The following is a 24389-nucleotide window of genomic DNA, read 5'->3' as shown; positions in this document are numbered from 1 at the left end:
AGACTGATTCCAACGCCTGAACAAGAAAAAGTGCTTAGAAACCATGCTGGTGCTGCAAGATTCGCTTATAACTATTGTAAAAGAATGAGTGATAGATACTATAAGCTATTTGGAAAATCTGTTTCACAGTTAGCTTTACAGAAACGATTTACAAAGATCAAGAAGCGAAAGAGATATGAGTGGTTACAAGACATTAATGCACAAGTTCCCAAACAGGCTTCAAAAGATTTTGATACGGCTAGAAAACATTCGTTCAAAAAGTACAAAAATGGTTCTCACACTTCTTATAAATCCAAAAAAGATTTGATCCAAGGATTTTATGCCAATTATGAAAGACTGATTATAGGAAAAAAAGTCGTTCATATTCAGTCTATTGGAGAAGTGAAAACAAGCCAACAACTACCAAGAAATAAAAAACCATCCAATCCAAGAGTTACATTTGATGGTCGTCACTGGTGGATTAGTGTGGGGTTCCAAGAAGACTTTGAATCACAAGAACTAACCAATGAGTCAATCGGTGTGGATGTTGGTTTAAAAGAGCTGTTTGTAGCTTCTAATGGTACGAAAGAACGAAATATAAACAAAGACGCCAAGGTTAAAAAACTTTTGAAAAGGAAAAAGTCAGCGCAAAGAGATATGTCTAGGAGATTTAAAAAAGGTGTGAAAATTCAATCTGCTGGATATGAAAAAGCGAAAGATGAGCACCTGCGGTTATCTAGAAAAATTACGAATATCCGAAATAACCATATCCATCAAGCAACAGCTAAATTGGTGAAAACCAAACCAATGAGAATTGTTGTGGAAGACTTATCTATCTCAAACCTGTTAAAAAACAAAAAACTATCGAAAGCATTTTCATTTCAAAAATTAAACTTCTTCTTTCAATGTTTGTCATACAAGTGCGAGAAGTACGGCATTGCGTATGTAAAAGCTGATAAATGGTTCGCTTCAAGCAAGATTTGTTCATGTTGCGGAGTTAAATACGAACATTCAGTTCAACCAGAAGGACAGTGGAGTTTAAAAATACGTGAGTGGTGTTGTGTTTCATGCAATAGCTATCACGATAGGGATGTAAATGCTGCGATAAATTTATCAAGATGGGTAAAATAAATGCTTGATAATAAGAGGTAACGATACTGCCTCGTGTGGAGTGTTATACCCCTCGTCCCTTCGGGGTTGCGAGAACACGATGAAACACTAACTCGTGTAAATTTGATTGAATTGTATAGATTTAGTTAAGTTTATCGTATCGGGACATATAGAATGGAATTTCATGAACAGAAGATTTTGCCGGCAGTGAGGCAAATTAAAGATTTGGAAAAGCTATTACATAGTTCGTATGAATATATCGTTATTTTAGATATTCATGTCGGCCAATTGAAGAGTGTTATATCACTTGCGAAGCAATATTGTAAAAAGGTGTTTTTACATGTGGATTTAATTCATGGCTTGCAGAGTGATGGGCATGCGACGGAATATTTATGTCAGGAGTTTAGACCGTACGGGTTACTTTCGACAAAGGCGAGCGTTATTATGAAGGCGAAGCAAAAAGGTGTTGTGGCAATACAACGCATCTTTTTAATTGATTCGAGTGCGATGGAGAAGAGCTGCAATCTTTTAGATAAGACGAAACCGGATTATATTGAGGTGCTTCCAGGAGCAATGACGGATATTATCGCTGAAGTGAAAGAGCGTACTGGTGTACCGATTTTAGCAGGTGGTTTTATTCGTACTGTAGAAGATGTGGAAAGAGCTTTAAACGCTGGTGCGACAGCAATTACGACGTCAAAACGCGAACTATGGAAACATTACCAAAAAAAGTGACGAAAATGTGAAAAAATTCTGTTGACACCGCTTTCATAAGAGGTTAACATTATAGACAAGTTAATAAACGTGACGGAGAAAAGAAGAGATCCACATTTCATTGTTTCTATATAAATTTATATAGAAGCGTGCAAAGCTGTGGGTCTTTTTCTTTTGACAAAAACGAATGGCCATTCATTTTACCTCTATCACATTTGGAAGCGTTTAAATTGATTGTGGAGGGATACTATGTCAGCATTTTTAGGAGAGTTAATAGGGACTGCGTTGTTAATCGTACTTGGTGGCGGCGTTTGTGCTGGTGTAAGTTTAAAGAAATCGTTTGCGAAAGATTCAGGTTGGATTGTTATTACAATGGGCTGGGGCTTAGCAGTAGCGGTTGCAGCGTATGCGGTTGGATCAATTAGTGGGGCACATTTGAATCCAGCTTTAACGATAGGACTAGCATTTAAGGGAGCGTTCCCATGGAGTGACGTACCAGGTTATATCGTAGCACAAATGATTGGGGCAATTATCGGGGCAGTTATCGTATATTTACATTACTTACCACACTGGAAAGAAACAGAAGATCCAGGAACAAAGTTAGGTGTATTTGCAACAGGTCCAGCAATTCCGAACACATTTGCAAACCTTTTAAGTGAAATGATTGGAACATTCGTTTTAGTATTTGGTATATTAGCAATTGGTGCAAATAAATTTGCAGATGGATTAAATCCATTTATCGTAGGTTTCTTAATTGTAAGTATTGGTTTATCATTAGGTGGGACAACAGGATACGCAATTAACCCAGCACGTGATTTAGGTCCGCGTATCGCACACTTCTTCCTTCCGATTGCAGGAAAAGGCGGTTCAAACTGGAAGTATGCATGGATTCCAGTAGTAGGTCCAATTTTAGGTGGATCACTTGCAGGTTTATTCCATCAAGTTGTATTTGAAGGAAAACAAAATTCAGCACTTATTTATGTGATTATCGCAACTGTGATTGTACTAGCAATCTCTTATATGACAAGTAAAAAAAGCGGAAGCAATACAAATAGTAGAAAAGTAGCATAAGGGGGAAACCGATATGAAAAAATATATTCTTTCATTAGACCAAGGAACAACAAGCTCACGTGCAATTTTATTCAATAAAAAAGGTGAAATTGTTCATTCAGCTCAAAAAGAGTTTACACAACATTTTCCAAAGCCGGGCTGGGTAGAGCATAATGCACAAGAAATTTGGGGATCTATTTTAGCAGTTATCGCAACTTGCTTAAGCGAAGCAGATGTAAAACCAGAACAAATCGCTGGTATCGGTATTACGAACCAACGTGAAACAACGGTTGTATGGGATAAAACAACTAGTAAACCAATTTACAACGCAATCGTATGGCAATCTCGCCAAACAGCTGAAATTTGTGATGAGTTAAAAGAAAAAGGTTATAGCGAAATGGTTCGCGAAAAAACAGGTCTTTTAATTGATGCATACTTCTCTGGTACGAAAGTAAAGTGGATTTTAGATAACGTTGAAGGTGCAAGAGAGAAAGCAGAAAACGGCGATCTATTATTCGGAACAATTGATTCATGGCTTGTATGGAAACTATCTGGTGGTAAAGCACACGTAACAGATTACTCAAACGCATCACGTACGTTAATGTTTAACATTCACGACTTACAGTGGGATGATGAGCTTCTAGACATGTTAACAGTACCAAAGAGTATGCTTCCAGAAGTACGTCCATCATCTGAAATATATGGAGAAACAATTGATTACCACTTCTTCGGTCAAAATGTACCGATTGCAGGTGTAGCTGGTGACCAACAAGCAGCATTATTTGGACAAGCTTGTTTCGGTGAAGGTATGGCGAAGAACACTTACGGAACTGGTTGCTTCATGTTAATGAACACAGGTGAAAAAGCAGTAGCTTCTGAGCATGGTCTATTAACAACAATTGCATGGGGAATAGATGGTAAAGTAAACTATGCATTAGAAGGAAGTATTTTCGTAGCAGGTTCTGCAATTCAATGGTTACGCGACGGAATGCGCATGTTTAAAGATGCAAGTGAGAGTGAAGTGTATGCTTCTCGCGTTGAATCAACTGACGGTGTATACGTTGTACCAGCATTCGTTGGACTAGGAACACCTTACTGGGATAGTGAAGTACGCGGCGCTATGTTTGGTGTAACACGCGGTACGACGAAAGAGCATTTCATTCGTGCAACGCTAGAATCTTTAGCTTACCAAACGAAAGATGTATTATGCGCAATGGAAGCAGATTCAGGTATTGAACTGAAAACATTACGCGTTGATGGCGGAGCGGTTAAAAATAACTTCTTAATGAAGTTCCAAAGTGATATTTTAGATGTTCCTGTAGAGCGTCCAGTGATCAACGAAACGACAGCTTTAGGTGCAGCATACTTAGCTGGTCTTGCGGTTGGATATTGGAAAAACCAAGATGAAATTAAATCACAGTGGCATATGGACAAACGCTTTGAACCAACTATGGAAGCGGAAACAAGCGAAGAGCTATATGCTGGATGGAAAAAAGCAATTGAAGCAACAAAAGCTTTCAAATAATCATAAACAGTGTTATAATGGTGACAAGTTAATAATTCGGTAGGAGATTTGGAGAGACCACAACGCGCTATAGAGGCGAAATCTATAGCGGAGTTTGTGGTCTCTTTTTTCGTTATCAAAGGGAGGAATTACCATGAAATTTTCAAGTAAACAACGTAAAGACGTATTAAACGGAGTAAATAAACAAGAGTTAGATGTGATCGTAATTGGTGGAGGTATTACTGGTTCTGGTATTGCATTAGATGGAGCAACACGCGGGTTATCAACAATTGTGTTTGAAATGCAGGACTTTGCAGCAGGTACATCAAGTCGTTCAACGAAGCTTGTACACGGTGGTCTACGTTATTTAAAACAACTTGAAGTGAAAATGGTAGCAGAGGTGGGTAAAGAGCGTGCGATCGTATATGAGAACGGTCCCCATGTAACAACACCAGAGTGGATGTTACTTCCGTTCCATACAGGCGGTACGTTCGGATCATTTAGTACATCAATTGGTCTTCGTGTATACGACTTCTTAGCAGGTGTAAAACGAAGCGAGCGCAGAAAGATGTTTAACCGTGAAGAAACGCTAAACAAAGAGCCTCTTGTAAAAAAAGAAGGATTAAAAGGCGGCGGTTACTACGTAGAATATCGTACAGACGATGCGCGTCTTACAATTGAAGTAATGAAAGAAGCAATTGAGCATGGTGCGAAAGCTGTTAACTACGCAAAAGTAGACAGTTTCTTATATAAAGATGGAAAAGTATGCGGTGTACGTGTAATCGATTTACTAGACGGTGAAGTATATGAAGTTTACGGTAAGAAAATTGTAAACGCAGCTGGTCCTTGGGTAGATACACTTCGTGAAAAAGATAACTCGAAAAAAGGAAAAGTACTTCAGTTATCAAAAGGTGTTCACTTAGTAATTGATCAAAAACGTTTCCCACTCGGGCAAGCAATTTACTTCGATACACCAGATAAACGTATGGTGTTCGCGATTCCTCGCGGCGGAAAAACATACGTAGGTACAACAGATACGTTCTATGATAAAGACGCAGCTGTACCACAAATGACAACAGAAGATCGCACATACATCATTAATGCGATTAACTACATGTTCCCAAGCGTGAAAATTACAGAGAAAGACATTGAATCAAGCTGGGCTGGTGTTCGTCCGTTAATTTATGAAGAAGGTAAGAGTGCATCTGAAATTTCTCGTAAAGATGAAATTTGGACTTCTGAATCTGGTTTAATTACAATCGCAGGTGGTAAATTAACTGGATACCGCAAAATGGCTGAAATGGTAGTAGACTACGTAACGAACTTACTACAAAAAGAAGGTCATAGCGCATATCCGAAGAGCGACACGAAACATATGCCAATCTCTGGTGGACATGTAGATGGTTCACACGGATTCCCAGCATTCGTTGCGAAAAAAGCTGGCGAAGGTACGAAATATGGTTTAACAACAGCACAAGCAGAAGAATTCGCGAAATTCTACGGCTCTAACGTTGACGTACTATTTGACTTAGCGAAAAAACATAAAGACGAAGCGAAAGAATACAACATGCCACTAGACGTTCTAATCCCGCTTGTATACGCAATGGATTACGAAATGACAGCAAAACCAGTTGACTTCTTCGTACGCCGCAGAGGCGCTGTATTCTTCAACATCCACTGGGTATACGAGTGGAAAGAAGCAGTAATCAACTACATGGCTGCGAAACTAGGCTGGAGCAAAGAAGAACAAATGAAATACACAGCTGAACTAGAAAAAGCACTAACAGACGCTGTAATTCCTGTCGATCAACAAGAACAGGCGGCTGCTTTAGCGTAAAATAGAAAACCACCTGAAGGGGAGCCTTTAGGTGGTTTTTTTATGGAATATTCTTCTAACTATATTGCATAACGACATATGTTGTTATACGATGTATATAAGGTGGTGGTATTGTTGGACAAAGAAATCTTAAAGGGAAGTATAGATATTTTATTACTTTCTATCATTGCAAAACGTGATACATACGGCTACGAAATAGCTCAAAGTTTAAAGGATGCAAGTGAAGATTTGTATAGTATGGGGCAGGGAACTTTGTACCCTGCTTTAAAGAGATTAGAGAAAAAGGAGTTTCTTGAATCTTATTGGAATGAATCTGAGAATGGGATGAAAAGGAAATTCTATACTATTACAGATAAAGGGAAAAAAGAATTGCAGAAGAAAGTGAACTCTTGGGAGAGTGTAACAGCATTAATTCAAGCTTGTCAGAAAGGAGTTATTTATGAGTGAATTTGACGAGTATATTAAGTCTATTTTAGCCTATTCAGAACTTAGTGATATTGAACAGGATGAGTTATTTCTAGAAATGTATGATCACTTGAACAGTTTGAAAGAAGAATATATGGAACAAGGTATGAATGAAAAAGAAGCGATTTATAAAGCGATTCAAAGTTTTGGAGAATCAAAAGTTATTGGCGTAGAGATTAATAAATCGGTATACGAAGTTCCTAGGCCATTAAAGGTATTATCAAAAATTTTATGTATTCCTTATATAATCATTTGTTTTATTGTCTTTTTAGGAACATTTATTTCAACTTCTACATTTGACTCTGTTCGCAGTTTGACAGGTGGGACTGTCTATCATCCCATTGAATTTTGGCAGCAATTTTTACATATATCTGATTTAGAAACGTTATTACAACTTTTTGGAATAACACTTTGGCAAGTTAAAGATTTTATTGCACATCCAGGTCCTTGGGGAAACTCAACTTATTGGTTAAGCGTTTTACAACATATAATATTAGTAGTTCCATTCGGATTTTTCGTTCCAGTGCTGATTAATAAAGTGACTAACTATAAGAAAGCTCGTAAGTGGTATGTTATGACCTTTCTTGTTTGGGAGATATTACATTTACTAACTTTGTCTGATGTTTTTGATGTGTGGCGGATTGCTATAAATATGCTCGGTGCGTCGGTAGGATATCTTTTATTTATAAGCATGATACAAATAGATAATAAACTTAGGATAATGCGCAAGAAGATATTTGAAAATTAGCTTGCTATTCTGTAGTTTAAATTATACAAATTCAGTTTGATGGTAATAGAGTATTGCTGAAAACATAGGTACTATGTAGTGAGAGGATTTTTTATATTCGTAATAGGTGTTGTTCCTTGTTTATTCATCCTGTTATGAAACGGGTACATAATCCGTCTTTATTGGTGCTATAAATGATGAGAGCGGCACAGCTGAACTAGAAAAAGTCTAGAACAACAAGAACAGGCAGCTGCGTTAGCATAAAATAGAGAACCACCTGAAGGAGAGCCTTTAGGTGGTTTTTTCTCTTGACTAAAAATAAATAAAATGTGTTACAATGATGATAGAGTATATAGTATGAATTTTGCATAAAATAAAGAAGACAGAAGCCTGAGAAACTTCTGCCTTGTGTAACCTAACTTGCTATTGTGGTGGTAGTAGGTGCGGTTATAAGACAATTACATTAACGTTTTAGCCGAGAACCGCCCTTACCTTTTCCACGAAGCAGGGTGGTTCTCGCTTTTTTGTATACAGAAATTAGCCATGGACCGACGTATCTTCTACCGATGACAACGCCAGCTCCGGTTAGGATACCATACACTAATTTAATTACAAACATCGCGATCATATTATCACCTCCCCCTTTTTTTAAAAATGGAAGAGATGATTGCCACACCTACTAGTTATAGCTTATTAAGTTACATTTTAATTGTATTATGTTTTAAAATAGGGAACAAGATATATGGATGAAAATTCCTGTTTTTAAGCAGAGCATTAGTGTCAGGGGACAAGAAGTAAATAAATATTCATAAAAAAACGGTATGGACATTACCATCCGTATTTTTTTATGAATTTATAAAACTTTTCCATACAGTGCGTCGTCTAATATATGGGAAGGAGGAAATGATGTGGATGAATTAACGATAGAAGCGTTTGAAATAGAAGATAAGGAGGACCTTATCGACGAAATCATGAACAAGTATGGACAAGAAGTCCTGCAGCTTGTGTATTCATATGTGAATAATAAAGAGGTTGCGGAGGATTTAACGCAAGATATATTTGTAAAATGCTATAAATCTCTTCATACATATAAAGGGAATTCGAACTTAAAAACATGGTTATGGAGAATTGCAATCAATCATTGTAAGGACTATTTAAAAAGTTGGTATAACAAAAAAGTTATTGTGACAGAGGATGACTTTACGTATATGGGGAGTCAAAAAGAAAGTGTGGAACAAACTGTCATTCAAAATGCGGAGGATCGTGAACTGGCTTCTGCAGTAATGAATTTACCGATAAAATATCGAGAAGTGATTTATCTATTTTATTATGAGGAATTATCAATTAAAGAGGTTGCTACGGTAATAGAAGTGAAGGAAAACACGATAAAAACGAGACTGAAAAAAGCGAAGGAGCTTTTGAAGAAAGGATTGGAGGAATAATCAAATGGAAGATCGATTAAAAGGTTTGCGAAAATCAATGGAGAACACAACGTTTAAACATTTGAGTTTTTCTGATCAGCACCAAAAGCGGGTGCGCGAAAAAATCAATCAATCGTCCGAAAAGGAAGAAGACATCCTTTTAGCAGTGTTGCAACTTCTTATGAATGAAAAAACAGGTTATGAATTGATGCAGTTACTGCGGGGGAGGGGAATTCAAAAATTCGAAGGTGATGAAGGGTCTCTATACACTTTATTACATCGTCTAGAACAGAATCGCTTTATCCAATCTAGCTGGGATCACGCAGGAGCTAAATATTATCAATTAACTGATAAAGGAAACAAGATGCTGCGAAAGGCAGAGAAAAATGCTACGAAGGCACGATTTATATTAAAAGGATTAGTACAGGAGTGAGAAAAAATTGAACAAAAAAGGGGAGCGTTTTTTAAAAGAAGTTACGAACCATATTAAATCAAAAGAAGCGAAGGACTTAGTAGCAGCGGAACTAGATTTTCACTTGAAACAGACGAAGAATATGTGGATAGAGAAAGGCTTAAGTGAGGAAGTTGCTGAAGATAAGGCCGTTGAACAAATGGGAAGTCCGATTAAATTGGGACAAGAACTTAACAAACTGCATAAGCCAAAGGTTGATTGGTTCTTACTTATTTTATTAGTGGCTGCTATGGGGTTAGGATTTTTGCCGGTTTTAGTTTTTGGATATACGAATGATGTAATAATAAATAAGGTGATATTTGTTATTCTCGGTGTTGTAACAGCGATTGGAATGATGTTACTTGATTATCGGAAATTAGAGAGAATGGGATGGTTGTTTTATATAATCGGAGTAGTTGTCCTGTTAATGCTATACTGTTTTCCAAACGCTTCAATGATTGGAGAACCGTTAATACAAATCGGCCCAATTGCAATTGACTGTCTAATGGCAGTGCCTTTCTTTTTTCTAGCTTGGGCTTCTTTTTTTAATGATAGTAGGTTAAAGATTATACATCTTGTGGTTTTATATTTATTTTCTTTATATTTATTTTCTTTGTATTTATTTTTGATTGTATCAACCCTTTCGTCAATTTTTGTTTATATGACAATGGTATTCGTTATGCTTTGGTGGAGTAAGTTAGGAAAGAAAACGGCGTTGATTATTACGATTGTACCCATTTGTTTATTTATTATCAGGGCATCGGTATCCTGGTCTTCAGGATACCACTTAGATAGAATTTTAGGGTATTTAAATCCGGAGAGTGATGCAGGTGGTGCAGGATTTATGTATATACGTTTAAAAGAGGTAATGTCATCGGCTGGTTGGTTTGGTACATCTGGAGATACAAAATTCATCCCTGCTGCGGATACTGATTTTGTATTTGCAAGTTTGACTTACTATTATGGGTATGTGCTTGCGTTAATTCTGGTTTCTGTTCTTTCTCTTTTTGTAGCAAGATTAGTAATCATATCTTATAAAATAAATGACCGATATGGTAAATTGCTTCTCATTGGAGGAATGACTCTTTTTGTAGTCCAGTTTATTTATAACGTGGGCATGATTTTAGGCTTATTGCCGATTGCTGCTATATCATTACCTTTTATTAGTTATGGATTAACACCGACTGTATTTCATGCGCTTTTAATGGGGATTGTGTTAAGTGTATATCGACGTAAAGATATGCCATTTAGAATGAAGAGAACACCTTGATAATGATCAAGGTGTTTCTTTTATATGTAAAAAGAATTCACTATTATAATCAAGTACGGCATACTAAAAGAACAACAAAATGATATTTTAGCATCACTTACATATAGGAGGACAAATAAATTGAGTAACCTTACGCGTTTACGTACACAAATTTTAATAACGAACACTTTCATAGAACTATTAAAAGAAAAACCATTCTCAGCCATTACGATTAATCATATTTGCGAAAAAGCAATGATTCATAGAAGTACGTTTTACCGTTATTACGTTGATAAGTATGAGCTCTTTAGTGCCACGATAAATACTATTGCCATAGAGCTATTTGAACAAACGAAGCAAGGTTTGAATTTGGAACGTACATTTTTTGAAGAAGTAATTGACTACATAGATGTGAATCGTGCGTTGTTTTTTAATGTTACGAGTAAAAATAATAGCCGTGAATTATATGATAAGTTGATTCAACTTGGCGGGGAGTCCTTATATGAAAATGCAACGCAATATAACGACCCTCTTTCAAGACAAATCCAAAATTCAGATTATCCAAATGTGTTATGTGATTTTTATTGTAGTGGATTTTTTGAGATCGTAAAAAAATGGGTAAATAATGAATATCCGTATTCAAAAGAAGAACTCATCCATATCGTTAACAATTTTCTCATAAATGAACCAAAATAAGGCATATGTCTCATTTTGAGACGTATATTCATTTTTATTCATCGTTTTCCTCTAAAGCCTATGATAAATTATTGAGCATAGCAAAGGAGGAAAACGATGAATAAGGTTTTTGATACAATTGGACGGTTTATCATCAAGTACGCGAAGATGAATATTGCACTTATATTATGTTTAACGATATTTTTCGTATTTGGTATAACGAAAATTGAGATGAAGATGGGGAATGATGTATTTCTAAGTAATACATCTGATGTTTATAAGGATACAGAAACGTACCAAAAACATTTTGGCGGGGATGGTATATACGTATTGCTTAGTGGAGAGAGTGATACATTGCTTTCACAAGAAACAAATAAAGCAATTGTAGAATTCACTAAAAAAGCAGAAGGTATTAAAGATATTACCGGATCAACACATTATGTTGGCTTATTAAATGAAATGTTATCCGCTCCTGCTCCTTCATTTTCAACATTTGATACAGGAGTAGCAAATGAGAAATTAGAAACAGCTTTGAAAAACTCTATTTCAAGCGAAAAAATGAATGAAATTAATAATAACGTCAAAAGCAGTTTAACGAATGAGCAACGTGAAAAAATGGGAGTGTTTATTCAGCAACAACTTGCAGCTGAACAAATGCAAGAAATACAAAAACAATTAGTCGCGCTCGAACATACTCCTACAGTTGATGAGCAAGAGAAAATAACGCAATCTGTTTTAACGGAAAAGCAAAATGATGAAGTTGCAAAGTATACGCAAAGCATTTTAACAGAGCAACAAAAAGATCATATGCAACGAGCTATTTTGAAAGCTCTACCGAATGTTCAAAATATGAATAATGATTTACTTCATGAAATCGTCTTTTCTAATAAAGGGAAAGTACCAGACCAATTGAAACAACTCATTCCTGGGAATGGAAAACACGTTGTGATTCAGCTTCACACATCAAATAATACAGAGATGACGACGTATGTACGTATGAATAAAGAGCTAAATGAACTTATTAAAGATACGAATTTCAGTCAAGGTGTAACAGTAAAGGTAGCTGGAATGCCTGCGATTTTAGGGGATATTCAAGAAGAGGTCATAACGACATTAGGAATCATGCTCGGTTTAGCGGTTCTATTAATGATTGTTGTACTATTCTTCGTATTCCCTGTAAGACGTCGTATTATTTCATTAGCCTTTGTGTTAATCGGATTAATATGGACATTTGGTTTCATGGGATGGGCCGGAATCCCGATTACACTCGCAACAATGGCGACACTACCAATCATTATAGGGCTCGGCACTGACTTCGGTGTTCAATTCCATAATAGATATGAAGAGGAATATAAAACGAGTGGATGTAATGCGAAGCTTGCAACATTACATGCCGTTCGTCATATTGGACCTGGCGTGGGAATTGCAGTTGTGATTATGAGTTTAAGCTTCCTGACAATGTATTTATCGAAAGCGCCGATGATGCAACAATTTGGATTAACTTTAGCGATAGGTGTTATATTCTGTTACGTTGTTGAACTATTATTGATGTTCTCAACATTCTACTTATTAGATCGCAAAAAAGAAGTACCTACATTAAAAGGTGATGTAGATAAAAACACAATGTTATCACGTTTCTTAAATCAATACGCGAATCTAGCTATGAAACTCGCAATTCCTATTTTAATCGTTTCAGTTATTTTATCTGGTCTTGGATTTATAGCAGAAAAGTCTATACCAACTGAAACAGACTTAACAAAAATGATTCCGCAAAATATGGAGACATTAAAAAATACGAAACAATTACAAAAGATAGTTGGCTCTACAACATATATTACGTATTTAGTAGAAGCAGAGGACGTCACGGAACCGAAAGTAATGTCTTGGATGCATAATGAAAGTGAAAAGATTGAAAACAAATATAAAGATGTGAGTGATGTCATATCACTGCCTAAAGCTATTTTGCAAATCAATGGGAAAAGTGCGTTGCCAGAATCTACTGCACAAGTAGCAAATGAGCTTGAAAACGTGCCAAATTCTCTGAAAGAAACCGTTATAAGTAAAAACAAAAAATACGCAACAGTTCAGTTCCAAGTGAATCCAGATCTGTCTTCGGCGGATCAATTGAAGTTGATGCATAACATATCAAAGGATATGAAGCCGGTCGATGGTGTGAAAATGAAGCCAGCGGGCGCGCAAGTTATGATGCTGTATGGTATTGATAACATTGGTGCAAATAGTGAATTAATGATTTGCGCAGGGCTGCTCATTATTTTCTTATCTTTACTCCTTGTGTATCGCCGCGTAAAACATGCATTATATCCATTAATACCAATTGTTTTAGTATTAGGATTTTCGCCTGGTGCTTTAAAACTACTCGATATTTCATATAATCCGCTAACAACAGCGCTAAGCTGCCTTGTACTTGGAATTGGAACAGAGTTTACGATTCTCATTATGGAAAGATATCGTGAAGAAGAGGCGAAGGGACTGTCTCCCAAAGAAGCAATTCGCGTCTCTCTTTCAAAAGTGGGGCAAGCCATTACAGCTTCAGGATTAACAGTAATTGTTGGATTCTCAACGTTAATTTTTGTTAACTTCCCAGTCTTACGTGAATTTGGTATTACAACTGTTATTGATACAACACTTTCTTTATTCTGCGCTTTAACCATATTACCAGTCTTAATTGTGTTGTTTCAAAAACGTAAATAGATAGTTAGGAAAAATAACATTCTTATTGTAAAAAAACACCTTGATAATCATCAAGGTGTTTTAGTTATTAGTTCAAAACTATCCGAATCAGCCCCAAGCACAAAAGGACTAACCTCGCCAACACTATAAAGTTGCAACTCATGCATCGCGCGCGTACAAGCAGTGTAGAACAATCTACGTACGCTCTCATCACTGTACACAGCTTCAGAAGCATCGTAAATAATAACAGCGTCAAATTCAATACCCTTTGCTAAATAAGCAGGTATCACGACGATGCCTTGCTCATACTCGGCTGAGTTACTCTTCACGAGTTTAATATTCTCGATATGACGGAGTGCTTCGTATGCAGCGGCGCTTTCAGCTGCGGATTTACATATAATTGCGATCGTATTGTGATTTTGTTTTTGTAATTCAGTAACTTTTGCAGTAATGTGCTCGTGCAGTTCGCTGTAATCAGCTACTTTCATCACTGTAGGTTTCTCACCGTCACGTTCAAAGGCGTGAATGTTGTTGCCTTCCGGTACGAGAGCACGTGTAAATTCAATAATCGGTTTTGTTGAGCGATAGCTACGAGTTAAGTTGATGCCGTTCGTTTCATCTGGTCCGTATAAGCTAGTAAGTGTGTTGAAATTCACTGCTTCACTCGCGTGGGCAAATATCGCTTGGTTAAAGTCCCCGAGTACAGTCATTCTTGCGGCAGGGAAGAGGCGTTTTAAAAACTCAAATTGAAACGGCGAGTAATCTTGCGCTTCGTCTACGAGTACGTGTTTAATCGATCTATTCGTTTGGAAGCCTTCAATTAATTCTTTTAAAAGTAAAAATGGCGTCGCATCCTCGTAATATAGCTTTCCTTCATCAAGCATGTTTACTGTTAAGGAGCAAATGTCATCCAATTCTTTCGGTTTTTCTCCAGTAACCCATGATGCATCTGTGAAGAGCTGTTTATATATGCCTGTGAAATTGATGAAACGCAATGTTTGAACGCCTTTACGAAGTGGTTTCAATTTTTTACGGACAATCATACGTCCAAGTACTTTCGTTTCTTTTTCAAAATCATGAAAGGAGTTGTCGTCAAACTCGCCTTTTTTCTGTAAATATTTATAAGCCTTTTGGTATTCATCTTTACTCAGTAATTCAATTTCTTCTTCTACCCAAGGCTTTTTCAGTTCTGCTTTTTCAATTGCATCTATTTGTTTATTTAGCCAATCCGTTAACTTTTCAATTCGATTATGGAAGCGGAGGGAGGAGTCAGTATTATAAAATTGCTCTGTAATTTCTTTAGCAGAAACAATTAATTTTCCTCTAAATTTCATTCCTCTAAATAGCATGCCTGAAGATTCAAGAGATTGTCTGTACGTTCTAATCATCTCAAAAAATTGAGTAGATGCTTTAAATCGAATGCTCGCATTTCTCGTTTTATAGGTAGGGCTATTCGTTTCCGTTAACATATACTCTAATTGTTCATAAGGATCTTCAACGTCAAATGACTTGCTTAGTCTATGGTTTAAATATTCTTGGAACGTCACTTGTTGCATATTTTCTTCACCGAGTTCAGGTAGTACGTTAGATACGTAGCTGTTGAACATAGAGTTAGGGGAGAAGAGAATAATTTGATCCGCTTTTAGCCATTCGCGATATTTATATAGTAAGTAGGCGATTCGTTGCAGGGCAGCTGACGTTTTCCCGCTACCAGCAGCGCCTTGCACGATAAGTAGTCGGCCTTCATCGTGACGGATAATTTCATTTTGCTCGCGCTGAATTGTAGCAACGATGCTTTGCATATGTTTATTCGTACCTTTTCCGAGCGCTTGTTGCAAGATTTCATCGCCAATTGTAAGGCTCGTATCGAACATTGAATCAATCTCGCCATTTTGAATAATATATTGTAATTTTTTCTCCACATTACCGTGGATTACGCCTCCTGGTGTACTGTATTCAGCCGGTCCTGGTGGATAATCGTAGTACACACTCGAAATGGGTGCGCGCCAGTCATATATAAGGAAGTTTTCTCCGCTTGCATCAGTAAGTGTAGCTACGCCGATATAAATTTGATCCGCAGCAGATTCTCCTTCTTCTTTGAAATCAATTCGCCCGAAGTAAGGTGCTTTATGCATGCGTCTTAATGCGGCAAGTCGATTGAAGGTGTGCTTATGGGTGATTTGTGTGACAGCTAGTGACTGAGCTTGTTGTCTTAAGTTGATAACTGTTTCAAGATAATCATCAAAAGTATCCGTGTTCACTTTCACATCATCCCAAAAGTGTTTACGAATATTGATTACTTCTGCCCGGCGTCTGCCGGTTTCGTTTTCCAGTTTATCAATTTGCTCCGTAATTGTCTCGATTACGGTATCCAATCTTTTTTGCTCTAGATCAAGTTTTTTGTTCATACGGTAAGCACTCCTTTAAAAGTGAAAAATAGAGGTTGACTGAAGATGTGTTTTGGTGTAAAATTAAGATACGGATAAATACGTTCCTTTCTTTTTGTAAAACGTGTTTCTGTTCTAATTTAACATAGTTTTTGAATTTAATCAATGATAATAAGATAAACCTTGGTTCTGCGTGGCGTGGATCAAGGTTTTTTTGTGTTTTTCTTTAAGGAAGAATTGCAATTTTATTGAGGAGAATGTAAGTAAAGCAAAGAAGAAAATCAGGAATAGGGGGATACTGATGCAAAAATATTTTGAGGAAGCGCATCGTTTTTGTTCTCGTAATAGAAAGCACTTAGAAAAGGATGTTATATGTGGTTGTTTCTATTGCTTAGAAATTTTTCATCCAGAAAAAATTACAGAGTGGTGGGATGATAACACAGCAGTTTGTCCGCATTGCGGGATTGACTCTATTATAGGAGAAAATTCTGGATTTAAAATTACAGAAATGTTTTTAAGTGAAATGCATAAAAGATGGTTTTAGTTAAACGAATGAAAAAATAAACTTTCATTAACGAAGAGGATACATAAAAAAGCTCGGGCTGAAGCCCAAGCTTTTTACTTCATTATTTCTTTTCGTCTTTTTTCTCTTCAGCTTTTTTCTCTTCAGCTTTTTGCTCTTTGAAAAGATCTTTTAAATCTTTATCGTCAACTTTTACGTCAGCTTTTTTGATTTCTTTCATCATAAGATCGTTCATGAATTGAGCATCTTGCGTTTTTTCTTGAGCTAGTGATTTTTTAATATCAGCTTTTGCTTTATCGAAAGTAGCATCTGCGTGATTATCAGTTACTTTAATAATATGGTAACCAAATTGTGTTTTTACAGGTTCGCTTACTTCACCTTTTTTCAACTTTTGAGCTGCTTCTTCAAATTCTTTTACCATTTTCCCTGGTCCGAAGAATCCTAAGTCGCCACCTTTTTCTTTTGAACCTGTATCTTCAGAGTATTGTTTTGCTAATTCTTCGAAAGATTTACCTTGAGCAAGTTCATCTTTCACTTTTTTAGCAGTTTCTTCATCTTTTACAAGGATATGACTTGCTTTAATTTCCTTTTTATAATCCTCGAATTTTGCTTTTACATCTTTATCAGTAATCGATTGTTCAACCGCTTTTTCTTGAGCTAATTGAGCACGTACACTATTTTTTATAGTTTCTTCTTTAATACCTTGTTGTTTCATTAGGGTATCGAATTGATCACCGTATTGTTTTTTCATTTCATCGAACTTTTTGTCTACATCTTTGTCTTCAACTTTGTAGTTTTTAATAAGTACTTTTTCCATAACCATGTTGTTTAGTACTTGTTTACCAGCTTGTGTCTTCATTTGATCGTAGAATTCTTCTTTTGTAATGTCACCAGCTTTAGATGTAACGATTTTGTCTGATGATGATGTTCCACATGCTGATAATGCGATTACACTTGTTGCGGCTAAGGCAAGCATAGCTTTCTTCATTCGATAAACACTCCTACTATTATGTATTTTTAATTTATCCTACACCGATGAATTTTAAATTCATAAGAGCCCGATTAAGTCTCACTGATACTTTTGCTTTTTGTATTGGTAAAGCGCGCTTAACAGGGCTTACCGTGGCTGAGGATAAAGTTTTGATGAATGTTTTGTTCTATAGTATAAGCAATATGTACAAAATTTAATATATCATATTTCGACGCGTTTTCATATTGATAAAGAAAAATTAACCAGTACGTGTCAGATTTTGAAAGTGTGCCATATTGGGCGTATGCCGCATATACAGAATAGAGGAGGGGATGGGGATGAATTCTCAACTTATTTTATTACTTGTACTGTTTATTTTATTGGTTATTGTAGGTATAATTTGCTTATAGAGGAAAAAAGTGAGGAAGGGGCTTTCCTTCCTCACTTTCCATGAAATATAATTTCTATATAACTAGAAATTAATAAAATTGTTATACATACATTAATAACCCGAAAGACACCGGGCTGGCGGCTCGCAGCTATTTGTTTTCGTTCACACAGTGTATGTGTCATGAAATTCGTGTAAAATATAACAAGAAGTGCGAATGCGACAAAAACAACTGTTATAAGTGTCATGAGGCGAGACCTCCTTTTGGCTAAAATACATATACATATATTGTATCACACGATATTTTGTTCGTGTTACAAAATTCAGAAATAGAAGACTTTGTGTTAGAAAGTGAGGGAGAAAATGGACGTTGTTAGAAGATTAGAACAAGCTGAATACTACGTAGACCTACTATTTAAAATGATTGATGAAGAGAAGTGTCCATTTTATTCTTTGATCATAAAGAAAAAAGCTCGTAAAAAAGATATTGAACGTATACTAAATCTTTGTGAAAAACTGAACGAGCAATATGTAGTGGAGAAAGCAGAAGGGCTTCTTTTGTTCGATGCGCTGTTAGATCAATTTGAAAAAGCGCTTCCACATCAGCTCGAAGTAAACGAAACTGCGGAAGCGCTAGCAAAACAAGGTTTATTTAAGCCGCTTATGAATGAATTCTTAAGCATGATTGCGAAAAAATAAATAGATTATTTCTTAACTAACTTTTGATCGGATTCTGTAAAGTTCTCTTCAATATCTTCTAATGATTTCTCAAAAATATCGATAAAGTCTTGTCCGTAAATATTACGCAGGATTGCAATCAGTTCGATATTTTCTGGGAACTTCCCATAAAAATTACGAAGTGCAAGAGCCCCATTAAACACTGAATTATTTTCAGGATCATACTCCTCCATTAAGCGAAGTAGTAATTCTTCCCCTTTGTCTGTAATTTCAATGTACGTATTTCGTTTATCATCTTCCTTTTTTGAGAATACAAGATAGCCGCGTTCTTCCAGCTTTTTCGAGAAGTTAAACGCTGTTGATACGTGCATAACTCCAAACTTAGCAATCTCAGAAATAGAAGCCCCTTTTAAATGATAAGCGATTGTTAAAATATGATGTTCATTAATATTTAAATCGTAAGGTTTAATCCACTGCTGCCAATCTTTTTCTACACATTTCCATAACGCTTTCGATAATTGAGCAATGCGTTGGCTGAAAATCATCGCTTCTTTTACCGAGTAATCTTTTTCTCCACTTTTCATTTACTCACCCACTTTAACATTCTTTTTCATTACTATCTATTATGCCAGTAAAATAAAAATTAATAAAGTCTTTTTGTAAGAATTGTGAAAATTTTTTAACAAAATGACATTCTATACAAATCATGCATAACTATGGAAGCGTTTTATGAGTCATGAATACATGCGTTGTCCTTACATGTTAATTGATAACATATATTGTAAATGCATAAAAACACGGCATATCTATACGATATGCCGTGTCAAGGTCAATTTATATAAAAAATATTTGTTATATGCAAAAAACTAAGCAGGAATTTGTTTACGCTTTTTCTGGAACAGCTTCTTGTAGTTTCTCAATTGACTTTTGGATGTCCAAAATTTCTTTCTCAATATGGCGCTTGTTTTGAGAAATATCTTGTTTCCAGTTAGAAAGCGTGTCTTGCATGTCATCTTTTAGTTCTTGAAACACTTCTTTACCTTCTGAAGCAGTTTCAACAATTTGACGCTTTAATAATTTCGTATCAGCTGTAATATCAGCTAAAGTCTTTTTAATATCATTTCCTTTTTCTTTTAACTTGCCGCGCATGTCTTTACCAGAAGAAGGAGTTGAGAAAAGAACGGCTAGTCCAGCAACTGCTCCCCCGCAAATAACACCTGTAATAAAGGATTTAGCTTTTGACATAAAAGGAGACCTCCTTATTTTTTGTTCGTATTCATGATGTAAAACAATATGCATATCTTTCTTATATGTGCTATGCACAAACAATCATCCCTGAGCATTTTAAGTGAAAAAACAAGCCATGCGGAATTTGATGACTTCAGGGAAGTGGCTTGTTATGTATTACGCCTTCTTATAGTGTCATTATTTCACACTATTTGCAATTGTACTTGCGATGTTTTGTAAATTTTCCATAGTGTATTCATTTTGGTGTGATTTCCAAACAGCACCGAAACCATCTTTTTCACCGTAGCGTGGAATTAAATGAAGGTGGAAGTGGAACACAGTTTGTCCAGCTTTTTCACCGTTATTGTTAAGTAGGTTAAAGCCAACTGGATTAAACTCTGCTTTAATCGCATTTGCGATTTTTGGAACGACAGAAAAAATGTGTGATGCGATTTCTGGCGTTAACGCAAAAATGTCTTGTTTGTGAACTTTCGGAATAACAAGAGTATGTCCTTTTGTTACTTGACTAATATCTAAAAATGCAAGCACATGTTCATCTTCGTATACTTTTGAGCAAGGGATTTGCCCGTCAATGATTTTACAAAAAATACAATTGTCTGCTGTATGATTCATTGATCTCATCCTTTCAAATATCCTTAGCCGTATTTTACCATAATTACATAAGAGAACAAACACGAAAAACAGGAAGCTGACTCAGCTTCCTGTTTTCTGAAGAGGGATTGAAAAAGCATTATCGTAATTTACGTTTCGCAGACACCTCATTTATTTAAGAAATGCACGGTAAATCGGCTAAAGTTTCTGCCGTAGACACCCCATTTTCAAGTGAAATGAATTGCAATCTTTCATAAAAGGAAATTGTTTATTTTTTAAAACAGTATATGCTCTTTCGGAGACACCCCGTTTCTAAAATGAAACAAATGATCTGGTTATGTGTAAATTTCTTTGTCCAACATGGACACCCCATTTCATGATGACTTAACTATGTTGTTGTACTCATCAATTGGTGGTCGCTTTTTCAATGTGTTCCTTCTTCACTAATTATGATGTCCGCTTTCGGGAAAATATATGCTAATAAATTTAAATTTTTTTTTTGAGTACATGGATACTATGTAGTACAGCATAATTTTTGGTAAGATGAATATAGAATGAATACTAATGAAGAAAGTGGTGTCGTATGAGCGAGTTATTGCGTGTAGAAAATGTTACAGGAGGATATACGAAACGACCTGTATTAAAAGACGTTTCGTTCTCTGTTAATAAAGGCGAACTTGTCGGCTTAATCGGTTTAAATGGAGCTGGTAAAAGTACGACGATTAAACATATTATCGGTTTAATGGAACCGAAAAAAGGAACTGTCACAATTAATGGGAAAACAATTCGTGATGATATGACAGCGTACCGTTCTAGCTTTTCATTCATTCCAGAAACGCCGGTATTATATGATGAATTAACGTTAGAAGAGCATTTGAAATTAACAGCGATGGCGTACGGCGTTGATGAAAAACAATATGAAGAACGTGTAGGACAACTATTACATGAATTTCGCATGAAAAATCGTTTAAAATGGTTTCCATCTCATTTCTCAAAAGGGATGAAACAAAAAGTAATGATTATGAGCGCGTTTTTAGTTGAGCCATCTCTTTACATAGTAGACGAACCTTTCGTTGGATTAGATCCGTTAGCAATTCAATCTCTTCTTCAAATGATGGATCACATGAAAAAGAGCGGTGCAGGAATCTTAATGAGTACACACATTTTAGCGACAGCAGAGCGTTATTGTGATTCGTTCATTATTCTACATCAAGGTGAAGTAAGAGCGAAGGGAACATTAGCTGAACTACAATCACAGTTTAATATGCCGGGTGCAACGTTAGATGATATTTATATTGCATTAACGAAGGAAGAAGATTATGAATAGCACAGCATTATGGAAAGAACGATTTCGTCACTTTCTAAAAGAAGTTCGTACATATAGTAAATACGTATTTAATGATCATTTGAAATTTATTTTTGTATTTATCATCGGCGCAGGAGCGTATTATTACCAGCAGTGGTTACAAACGTTAACACCTTCTTTTCCGACAGCACTCGTTATGGCAGTGTTGCTTGGGCTCGTATTAACGGCCGGATCGATACAAACGTTATTAAAAGAAGCAGATCTCGTTTACTTACTGCCAGTGGAAGAAAGGTTAAAACCTTATTTCACAAAGGCATTTCTCTTTACGTTTATGATTCAGTTATACATAATCGCCATCGTAGCGGCAGCACTAGCCCCGTTATACTTTCAGCAAATGAAACAAACAGGTGCTGGCTACATATGGATTGTCCTCGCATTTGTCATTGTAAAAGCGTGGAATTTATTCGTCGCGTGGGAAAAGTCATTTTTAACAGATCAAAATATACAAAGGGCTGATTGGTTTATTCGTTTTATCTTAAACGGTTTATTTGTATATTTCCTTGTAGAACGTGCTTCAGTTCTTGTTATTGGCGGAATCGTTCTGCTCATGGTGTTATATCTTGCTATCATGCATCAAATGGTAAAAGGAAAGCCGCTAAACTGGGAGTATTTAATTTCTGAAGAAGGTAAGAAAATGATGCTGCTGTATCGAATTGCGAACATGTTCGTTGATGTACCAGCATTAAAAGAAAGAGTATCTCGCCGAAAATGGCTGGATTTTATTCTGTCGATAATCGGCGAAAAGCGTACATATTTATACTTATATACGAGAACATTTTTAAGATCAGGTAACTATTTTGGATTATATGTGCGTCTGCTCGCTCTTGGCGGAGTAATTCTTTACTTCATTCCATTTTTATATGGACGATTTATCGTAAGCCTTATTTTCTTATACTTAATCGGTTATCAGCTATTAACTTTATGGAAGCATCACCGCATGAAGATTTGGCTTGATTTGTATCCGATAGGGGGAGAAGAGAAGAAGAAAGATTTTCTTACTTTACTAAATGCGATCCTTATTACCGGCAGTGTTATATTTACAATTATATTTGCACTTGCGACGAAAGATTTCATGATGACGGGAATTTTACTAGTCGTGAGCATAGTATTTAGTATCGGTTTCGTTTATCAATACGGGGCAAAACGTATTGAGCGTTTAAATTGAAGGGAATGAACCTATGATTACATATGAAGAAAAGGTTATAAAAGAGCTGGAGCAGTGGAAAGCTACATTCATGAAAGATTCTTCTATGATGACACGGTTCTCCAAAAAAGTGCAGACGAAAGTGCAACAGCTCATTCCGGCGAAAGTACAAAAAGTGCTAACAGAGACGATTCGTATGATGGTGCAAACGATCAGCGCCGGGTCAAACTTTATAAAGCCGAAATTAAAAGAGACGAACTGGTCATTGCAAAGACGAGACGATGAAGTACGTAAAAAAATGGATGAGTACAAAAAAATAGCAGCGGCAGAAGGAGCAGGGACGGGAGCAGGCGGTATTCTCCTTGGCCTTGCTGACTTTCCGCTTCTACTCGGCATTAAAATTAAATTTTTATTCGATGCAGCAACATTGTACGGATTTGATACGAGCGACAAAGAAGAGCGCCTTTTTATCCTTCACGTTTTCCAACTTGCCTTTTCAAGTGACGACCACCGAAAAGAAATATGGAAAGCCATCGAAACGTGGGATACAGAAGAAGAAAACCATATGGACTGGGAAAAGTTCCAAACAGAGTACCGAGACTATATCGATTTAGCAAAAATGCTTCAGCTCGTACCAATAATCGGTGCCCCGGTCGGCGCATATGCGAATTATCAATTACTGCAAAGACTTGGGGAAGTAACGATGAATTGTTATCGTATGCGGTTGCTGAATAGGGATTAAAAAGAAAGCATCCTAAATTTGTGATTTAGGATGCTTTTTTGTTTTAATGATTAATACTTCAAAAGAAGAAGGTATAATTCAGATTGTCTTTTCAGTGTTTTAGGCTGAAATTAGTAGTAGAGATAGAACCGATATTATAATCATCCTTATAATCAATTGAAGTAGTAAATTTCTTATTTGTATCATCTTTGATATGACCAGTTATAAAAATAGTTTCGATATCATTAGAAGGAAATCGATGATTCGTAATAGTCACTTCTAAATTCTCTTTTTCTTTGAAATACTGAATGGTTTCTTCTGTTGCTTTATTAACAATTTGTTGTTCCTCATTCTTTTGATCTATAGTACAACCTCCTAAAAGGATAAGTGTAAAAATAAAGAATAATCTTATAGCGTATTTTTTCACGAATAATCACTCCGTTAATAGTGCGTTATATTCCTCTTCAATAAATTTTATATTCACTGGACATTGTGTGGTG

25 protein-coding genes are annotated in these 24389 nt (G+C 36.1%); 17 read left to right on the top strand and 8 right to left on the bottom strand.

What is annotated here, in order from left to right; all coding sequences use genetic code 11:
- From ACTJJY_RS19050 to ACTJJY_RS19020, 7 genes are all read left to right on the top strand, one after another.
- Window positions 1-1110 (top strand): RNA-guided endonuclease InsQ/TnpB family protein (locus ACTJJY_RS19050; RefSeq protein WP_440606275.1); only part of this gene is annotated, 1110 nt, incomplete at its 5' end.
- Between the two features lie 153 nt (window positions 1111-1263).
- The gene (gene glpP / locus ACTJJY_RS19045) at window positions 1264-1824 is read left to right on the top strand and encodes a glycerol uptake operon antiterminator GlpP (protein WP_000394286.1); all 561 of its coding nucleotides are present in this window, start codon (window positions 1264-1266) and stop codon (window positions 1822-1824) included.
- Window positions 1825-2052: 228 nt separating this feature from the next.
- On the top strand, window positions 2053-2874 hold the full coding sequence (gene glpF, locus ACTJJY_RS19040; RefSeq protein WP_001272200.1) for a glycerol uptake facilitator protein GlpF: 822 nt from the start codon (window positions 2053-2055) through the stop codon (window positions 2872-2874).
- 13 nt (window positions 2875-2887) lie between these two features.
- Entirely contained in the window at window positions 2888-4378 is a 1491-nt protein-coding gene (gene glpK, locus ACTJJY_RS19035) for a glycerol kinase GlpK (protein ID WP_000760007.1), read from the top strand.
- Between the two features lie 133 nt (window positions 4379-4511).
- Window positions 4512-6194, top strand: coding sequence for an aerobic glycerol-3-phosphate dehydrogenase (gene glpD, locus ACTJJY_RS19030; RefSeq protein WP_000672831.1), 1683 nt, complete (start codon window positions 4512-4514; stop codon window positions 6192-6194).
- A 114-nt stretch (window positions 6195-6308) separates the two neighbouring features.
- Window positions 6309-6641 (top strand): PadR family transcriptional regulator, encoded by a 333-nt coding sequence (locus ACTJJY_RS19025; RefSeq protein WP_000356630.1) that lies wholly within the window; start codon window positions 6309-6311, stop codon window positions 6639-6641.
- Entirely contained in the window at window positions 6634-7407 is a 774-nt protein-coding gene (locus ACTJJY_RS19020) for a VanZ family protein (RefSeq protein ID WP_324659346.1), read from the top strand. The genes ACTJJY_RS19025 and ACTJJY_RS19020 overlap by 8 nt, the downstream gene beginning before the upstream one ends.
- 442 nt (window positions 7408-7849) lie before the next feature.
- Here ACTJJY_RS19020 and ACTJJY_RS19015 read toward each other — a convergent pair whose 3' ends face one another.
- Window positions 7850-8014 (bottom strand): hypothetical protein, encoded by a 165-nt coding sequence (locus tag ACTJJY_RS19015; protein ID WP_000561154.1) that lies wholly within the window; start codon window positions 8012-8014, stop codon window positions 7850-7852.
- Window positions 8015-8294: 280 nt separating this feature from the next.
- Between ACTJJY_RS19015 and ACTJJY_RS19010 the strand changes: the two genes are divergently transcribed.
- The 5 genes from ACTJJY_RS19010 (at window position 8295) to ACTJJY_RS18990 (ending at window position 13894) form a co-directional block, all read left to right on the top strand.
- Window positions 8295-8828: a sigma-70 family RNA polymerase sigma factor gene (locus ACTJJY_RS19010; protein WP_000343998.1), complete on the top strand. Its 534-nt coding sequence runs from the start codon at window positions 8295-8297 to the stop codon at window positions 8826-8828.
- A 4-nt stretch (window positions 8829-8832) separates the two neighbouring features.
- Window positions 8833-9240 carry a PadR family transcriptional regulator gene (locus ACTJJY_RS19005; RefSeq protein WP_078993482.1) on the top strand — a complete coding sequence of 136 codons (408 nt, stop codon included), beginning with the start codon at window positions 8833-8835 and terminating at the stop codon, window positions 9238-9240.
- 7 nt (window positions 9241-9247) lie between these two features.
- Window positions 9248-10528: an FtsW/RodA/SpoVE family cell cycle protein gene (locus ACTJJY_RS19000; RefSeq protein WP_440606274.1), complete on the top strand. Its 1281-nt coding sequence runs from the start codon at window positions 9248-9250 to the stop codon at window positions 10526-10528.
- A 120-nt stretch (window positions 10529-10648) separates the two neighbouring features.
- Window positions 10649-11203 carry a TetR/AcrR family transcriptional regulator gene (locus ACTJJY_RS18995; RefSeq protein ID WP_078993484.1) on the top strand — a complete coding sequence of 185 codons (555 nt, stop codon included), beginning with the start codon at window positions 10649-10651 and terminating at the stop codon, window positions 11201-11203.
- A gap of 96 nt (window positions 11204-11299) precedes the next feature.
- The gene (locus tag ACTJJY_RS18990; protein ID WP_440606273.1) at window positions 11300-13894 is read left to right on the top strand and encodes an efflux RND transporter permease subunit; all 2595 of its coding nucleotides are present in this window, start codon (window positions 11300-11302) and stop codon (window positions 13892-13894) included.
- 50 nt (window positions 13895-13944) lie between these two features.
- Here the strand turns inward: ACTJJY_RS18990 and helD are convergent, their stop codons facing one another.
- The gene (gene helD / locus ACTJJY_RS18985) at window positions 13945-16281 is read right to left on the bottom strand and encodes an RNA polymerase recycling motor HelD (RefSeq protein WP_440606272.1); all 2337 of its coding nucleotides are present in this window, start codon (window positions 16279-16281) and stop codon (window positions 13945-13947) included.
- A gap of 280 nt (window positions 16282-16561) precedes the next feature.
- On the opposite strand from helD, the gene ACTJJY_RS18980 reads away from it, so the two are divergent.
- Entirely contained in the window at window positions 16562-16804 is a 243-nt protein-coding gene (locus ACTJJY_RS18980) for a cytoplasmic protein (RefSeq protein WP_440606271.1), read from the top strand.
- A gap of 82 nt (window positions 16805-16886) precedes the next feature.
- On the opposite strand, the gene prsA is transcribed toward ACTJJY_RS18980, so the two are convergent.
- Both prsA and ACTJJY_RS18970 read right to left on the bottom strand, forming a co-directional pair.
- On the bottom strand, window positions 16887-17771 hold the full coding sequence (gene prsA / locus ACTJJY_RS18975; RefSeq protein ID WP_440606270.1) for a peptidylprolyl isomerase PrsA: 885 nt from the start codon (window positions 17769-17771) through the stop codon (window positions 16887-16889).
- A 423-nt stretch (window positions 17772-18194) separates the two neighbouring features.
- The gene (locus ACTJJY_RS18970) at window positions 18195-18389 is read right to left on the bottom strand and encodes a hypothetical protein (RefSeq protein ID WP_000172690.1); all 195 of its coding nucleotides are present in this window, start codon (window positions 18387-18389) and stop codon (window positions 18195-18197) included.
- Between the two features lie 115 nt (window positions 18390-18504).
- Here ACTJJY_RS18970 and ACTJJY_RS18965 point away from each other — a divergent pair, with 115 nt between their 5' ends.
- Window positions 18505-18840 (top strand): DUF1878 family protein, encoded by a 336-nt coding sequence (locus tag ACTJJY_RS18965; protein ID WP_000383656.1) that lies wholly within the window; start codon window positions 18505-18507, stop codon window positions 18838-18840.
- Window positions 18841-18845: 5 nt separating this feature from the next.
- Here the strand turns inward: ACTJJY_RS18965 and ACTJJY_RS18960 are convergent, their stop codons facing one another.
- From ACTJJY_RS18960 to ACTJJY_RS18950, 3 genes are all read right to left on the bottom strand, one after another.
- Window positions 18846-19403, bottom strand: coding sequence for an HTH-type transcriptional regulator Hpr (locus ACTJJY_RS18960; RefSeq protein WP_000834924.1), 558 nt, complete (start codon window positions 19401-19403; stop codon window positions 18846-18848).
- A gap of 298 nt (window positions 19404-19701) precedes the next feature.
- Complete coding sequence (locus tag ACTJJY_RS18955) at window positions 19702-20064, bottom strand: YtxH domain-containing protein (protein ID WP_000030302.1); 363 nt, start codon at window positions 20062-20064, stop codon at window positions 19702-19704.
- Between the two features lie 180 nt (window positions 20065-20244).
- On the bottom strand, window positions 20245-20679 hold the full coding sequence (locus tag ACTJJY_RS18950) for an HIT family protein (protein WP_001016835.1): 435 nt from the start codon (window positions 20677-20679) through the stop codon (window positions 20245-20247).
- A 562-nt stretch (window positions 20680-21241) separates the two neighbouring features.
- Between ACTJJY_RS18950 and ecsA the strand changes: the two genes are divergently transcribed.
- Genes ecsA through ecsC form a run of 3 tightly spaced genes read left to right on the top strand, consistent with a single transcriptional unit; the run spans window position 21242 to window position 23910 of the window.
- Entirely contained in the window at window positions 21242-21985 is a 744-nt protein-coding gene (gene ecsA / locus ACTJJY_RS18945) for an ABC transporter ATP-binding protein EcsA (protein WP_001292596.1), read from the top strand.
- Window positions 21978-23189 carry an ABC transporter permease EcsB gene (gene ecsB / locus ACTJJY_RS18940; RefSeq protein ID WP_440606269.1) on the top strand — a complete coding sequence of 404 codons (1212 nt, stop codon included), beginning with the start codon at window positions 21978-21980 and terminating at the stop codon, window positions 23187-23189. The genes ecsA and ecsB overlap by 8 nt, the downstream gene beginning before the upstream one ends.
- A gap of 13 nt (window positions 23190-23202) precedes the next feature.
- Entirely contained in the window at window positions 23203-23910 is a 708-nt protein-coding gene (ecsC, locus tag ACTJJY_RS18935) for an ecs operon protein EcsC (RefSeq protein ID WP_000634126.1), read from the top strand.
- 91 nt (window positions 23911-24001) lie between these two features.
- Here the strand turns inward: ecsC and ACTJJY_RS18930 are convergent, their stop codons facing one another.
- A complete protein-coding gene (locus ACTJJY_RS18930; protein WP_000759576.1) occupies window positions 24002-24316 on the bottom strand; it encodes a hypothetical protein in 315 nt (104 codons plus the stop codon).
- Window positions 24317-24389 lie beyond the last annotated feature (73 nt).

Source organism: Bacillus sp. 22475, from assembly GCF_052044835.1.
GTDB classification, from domain to species: Bacteria; Bacillota; Bacilli; order Bacillales; family Bacillaceae_G; genus Bacillus_A; species Bacillus_A cereus.
This window is presented reverse-complemented; position numbering and strand designations above follow the sequence as displayed.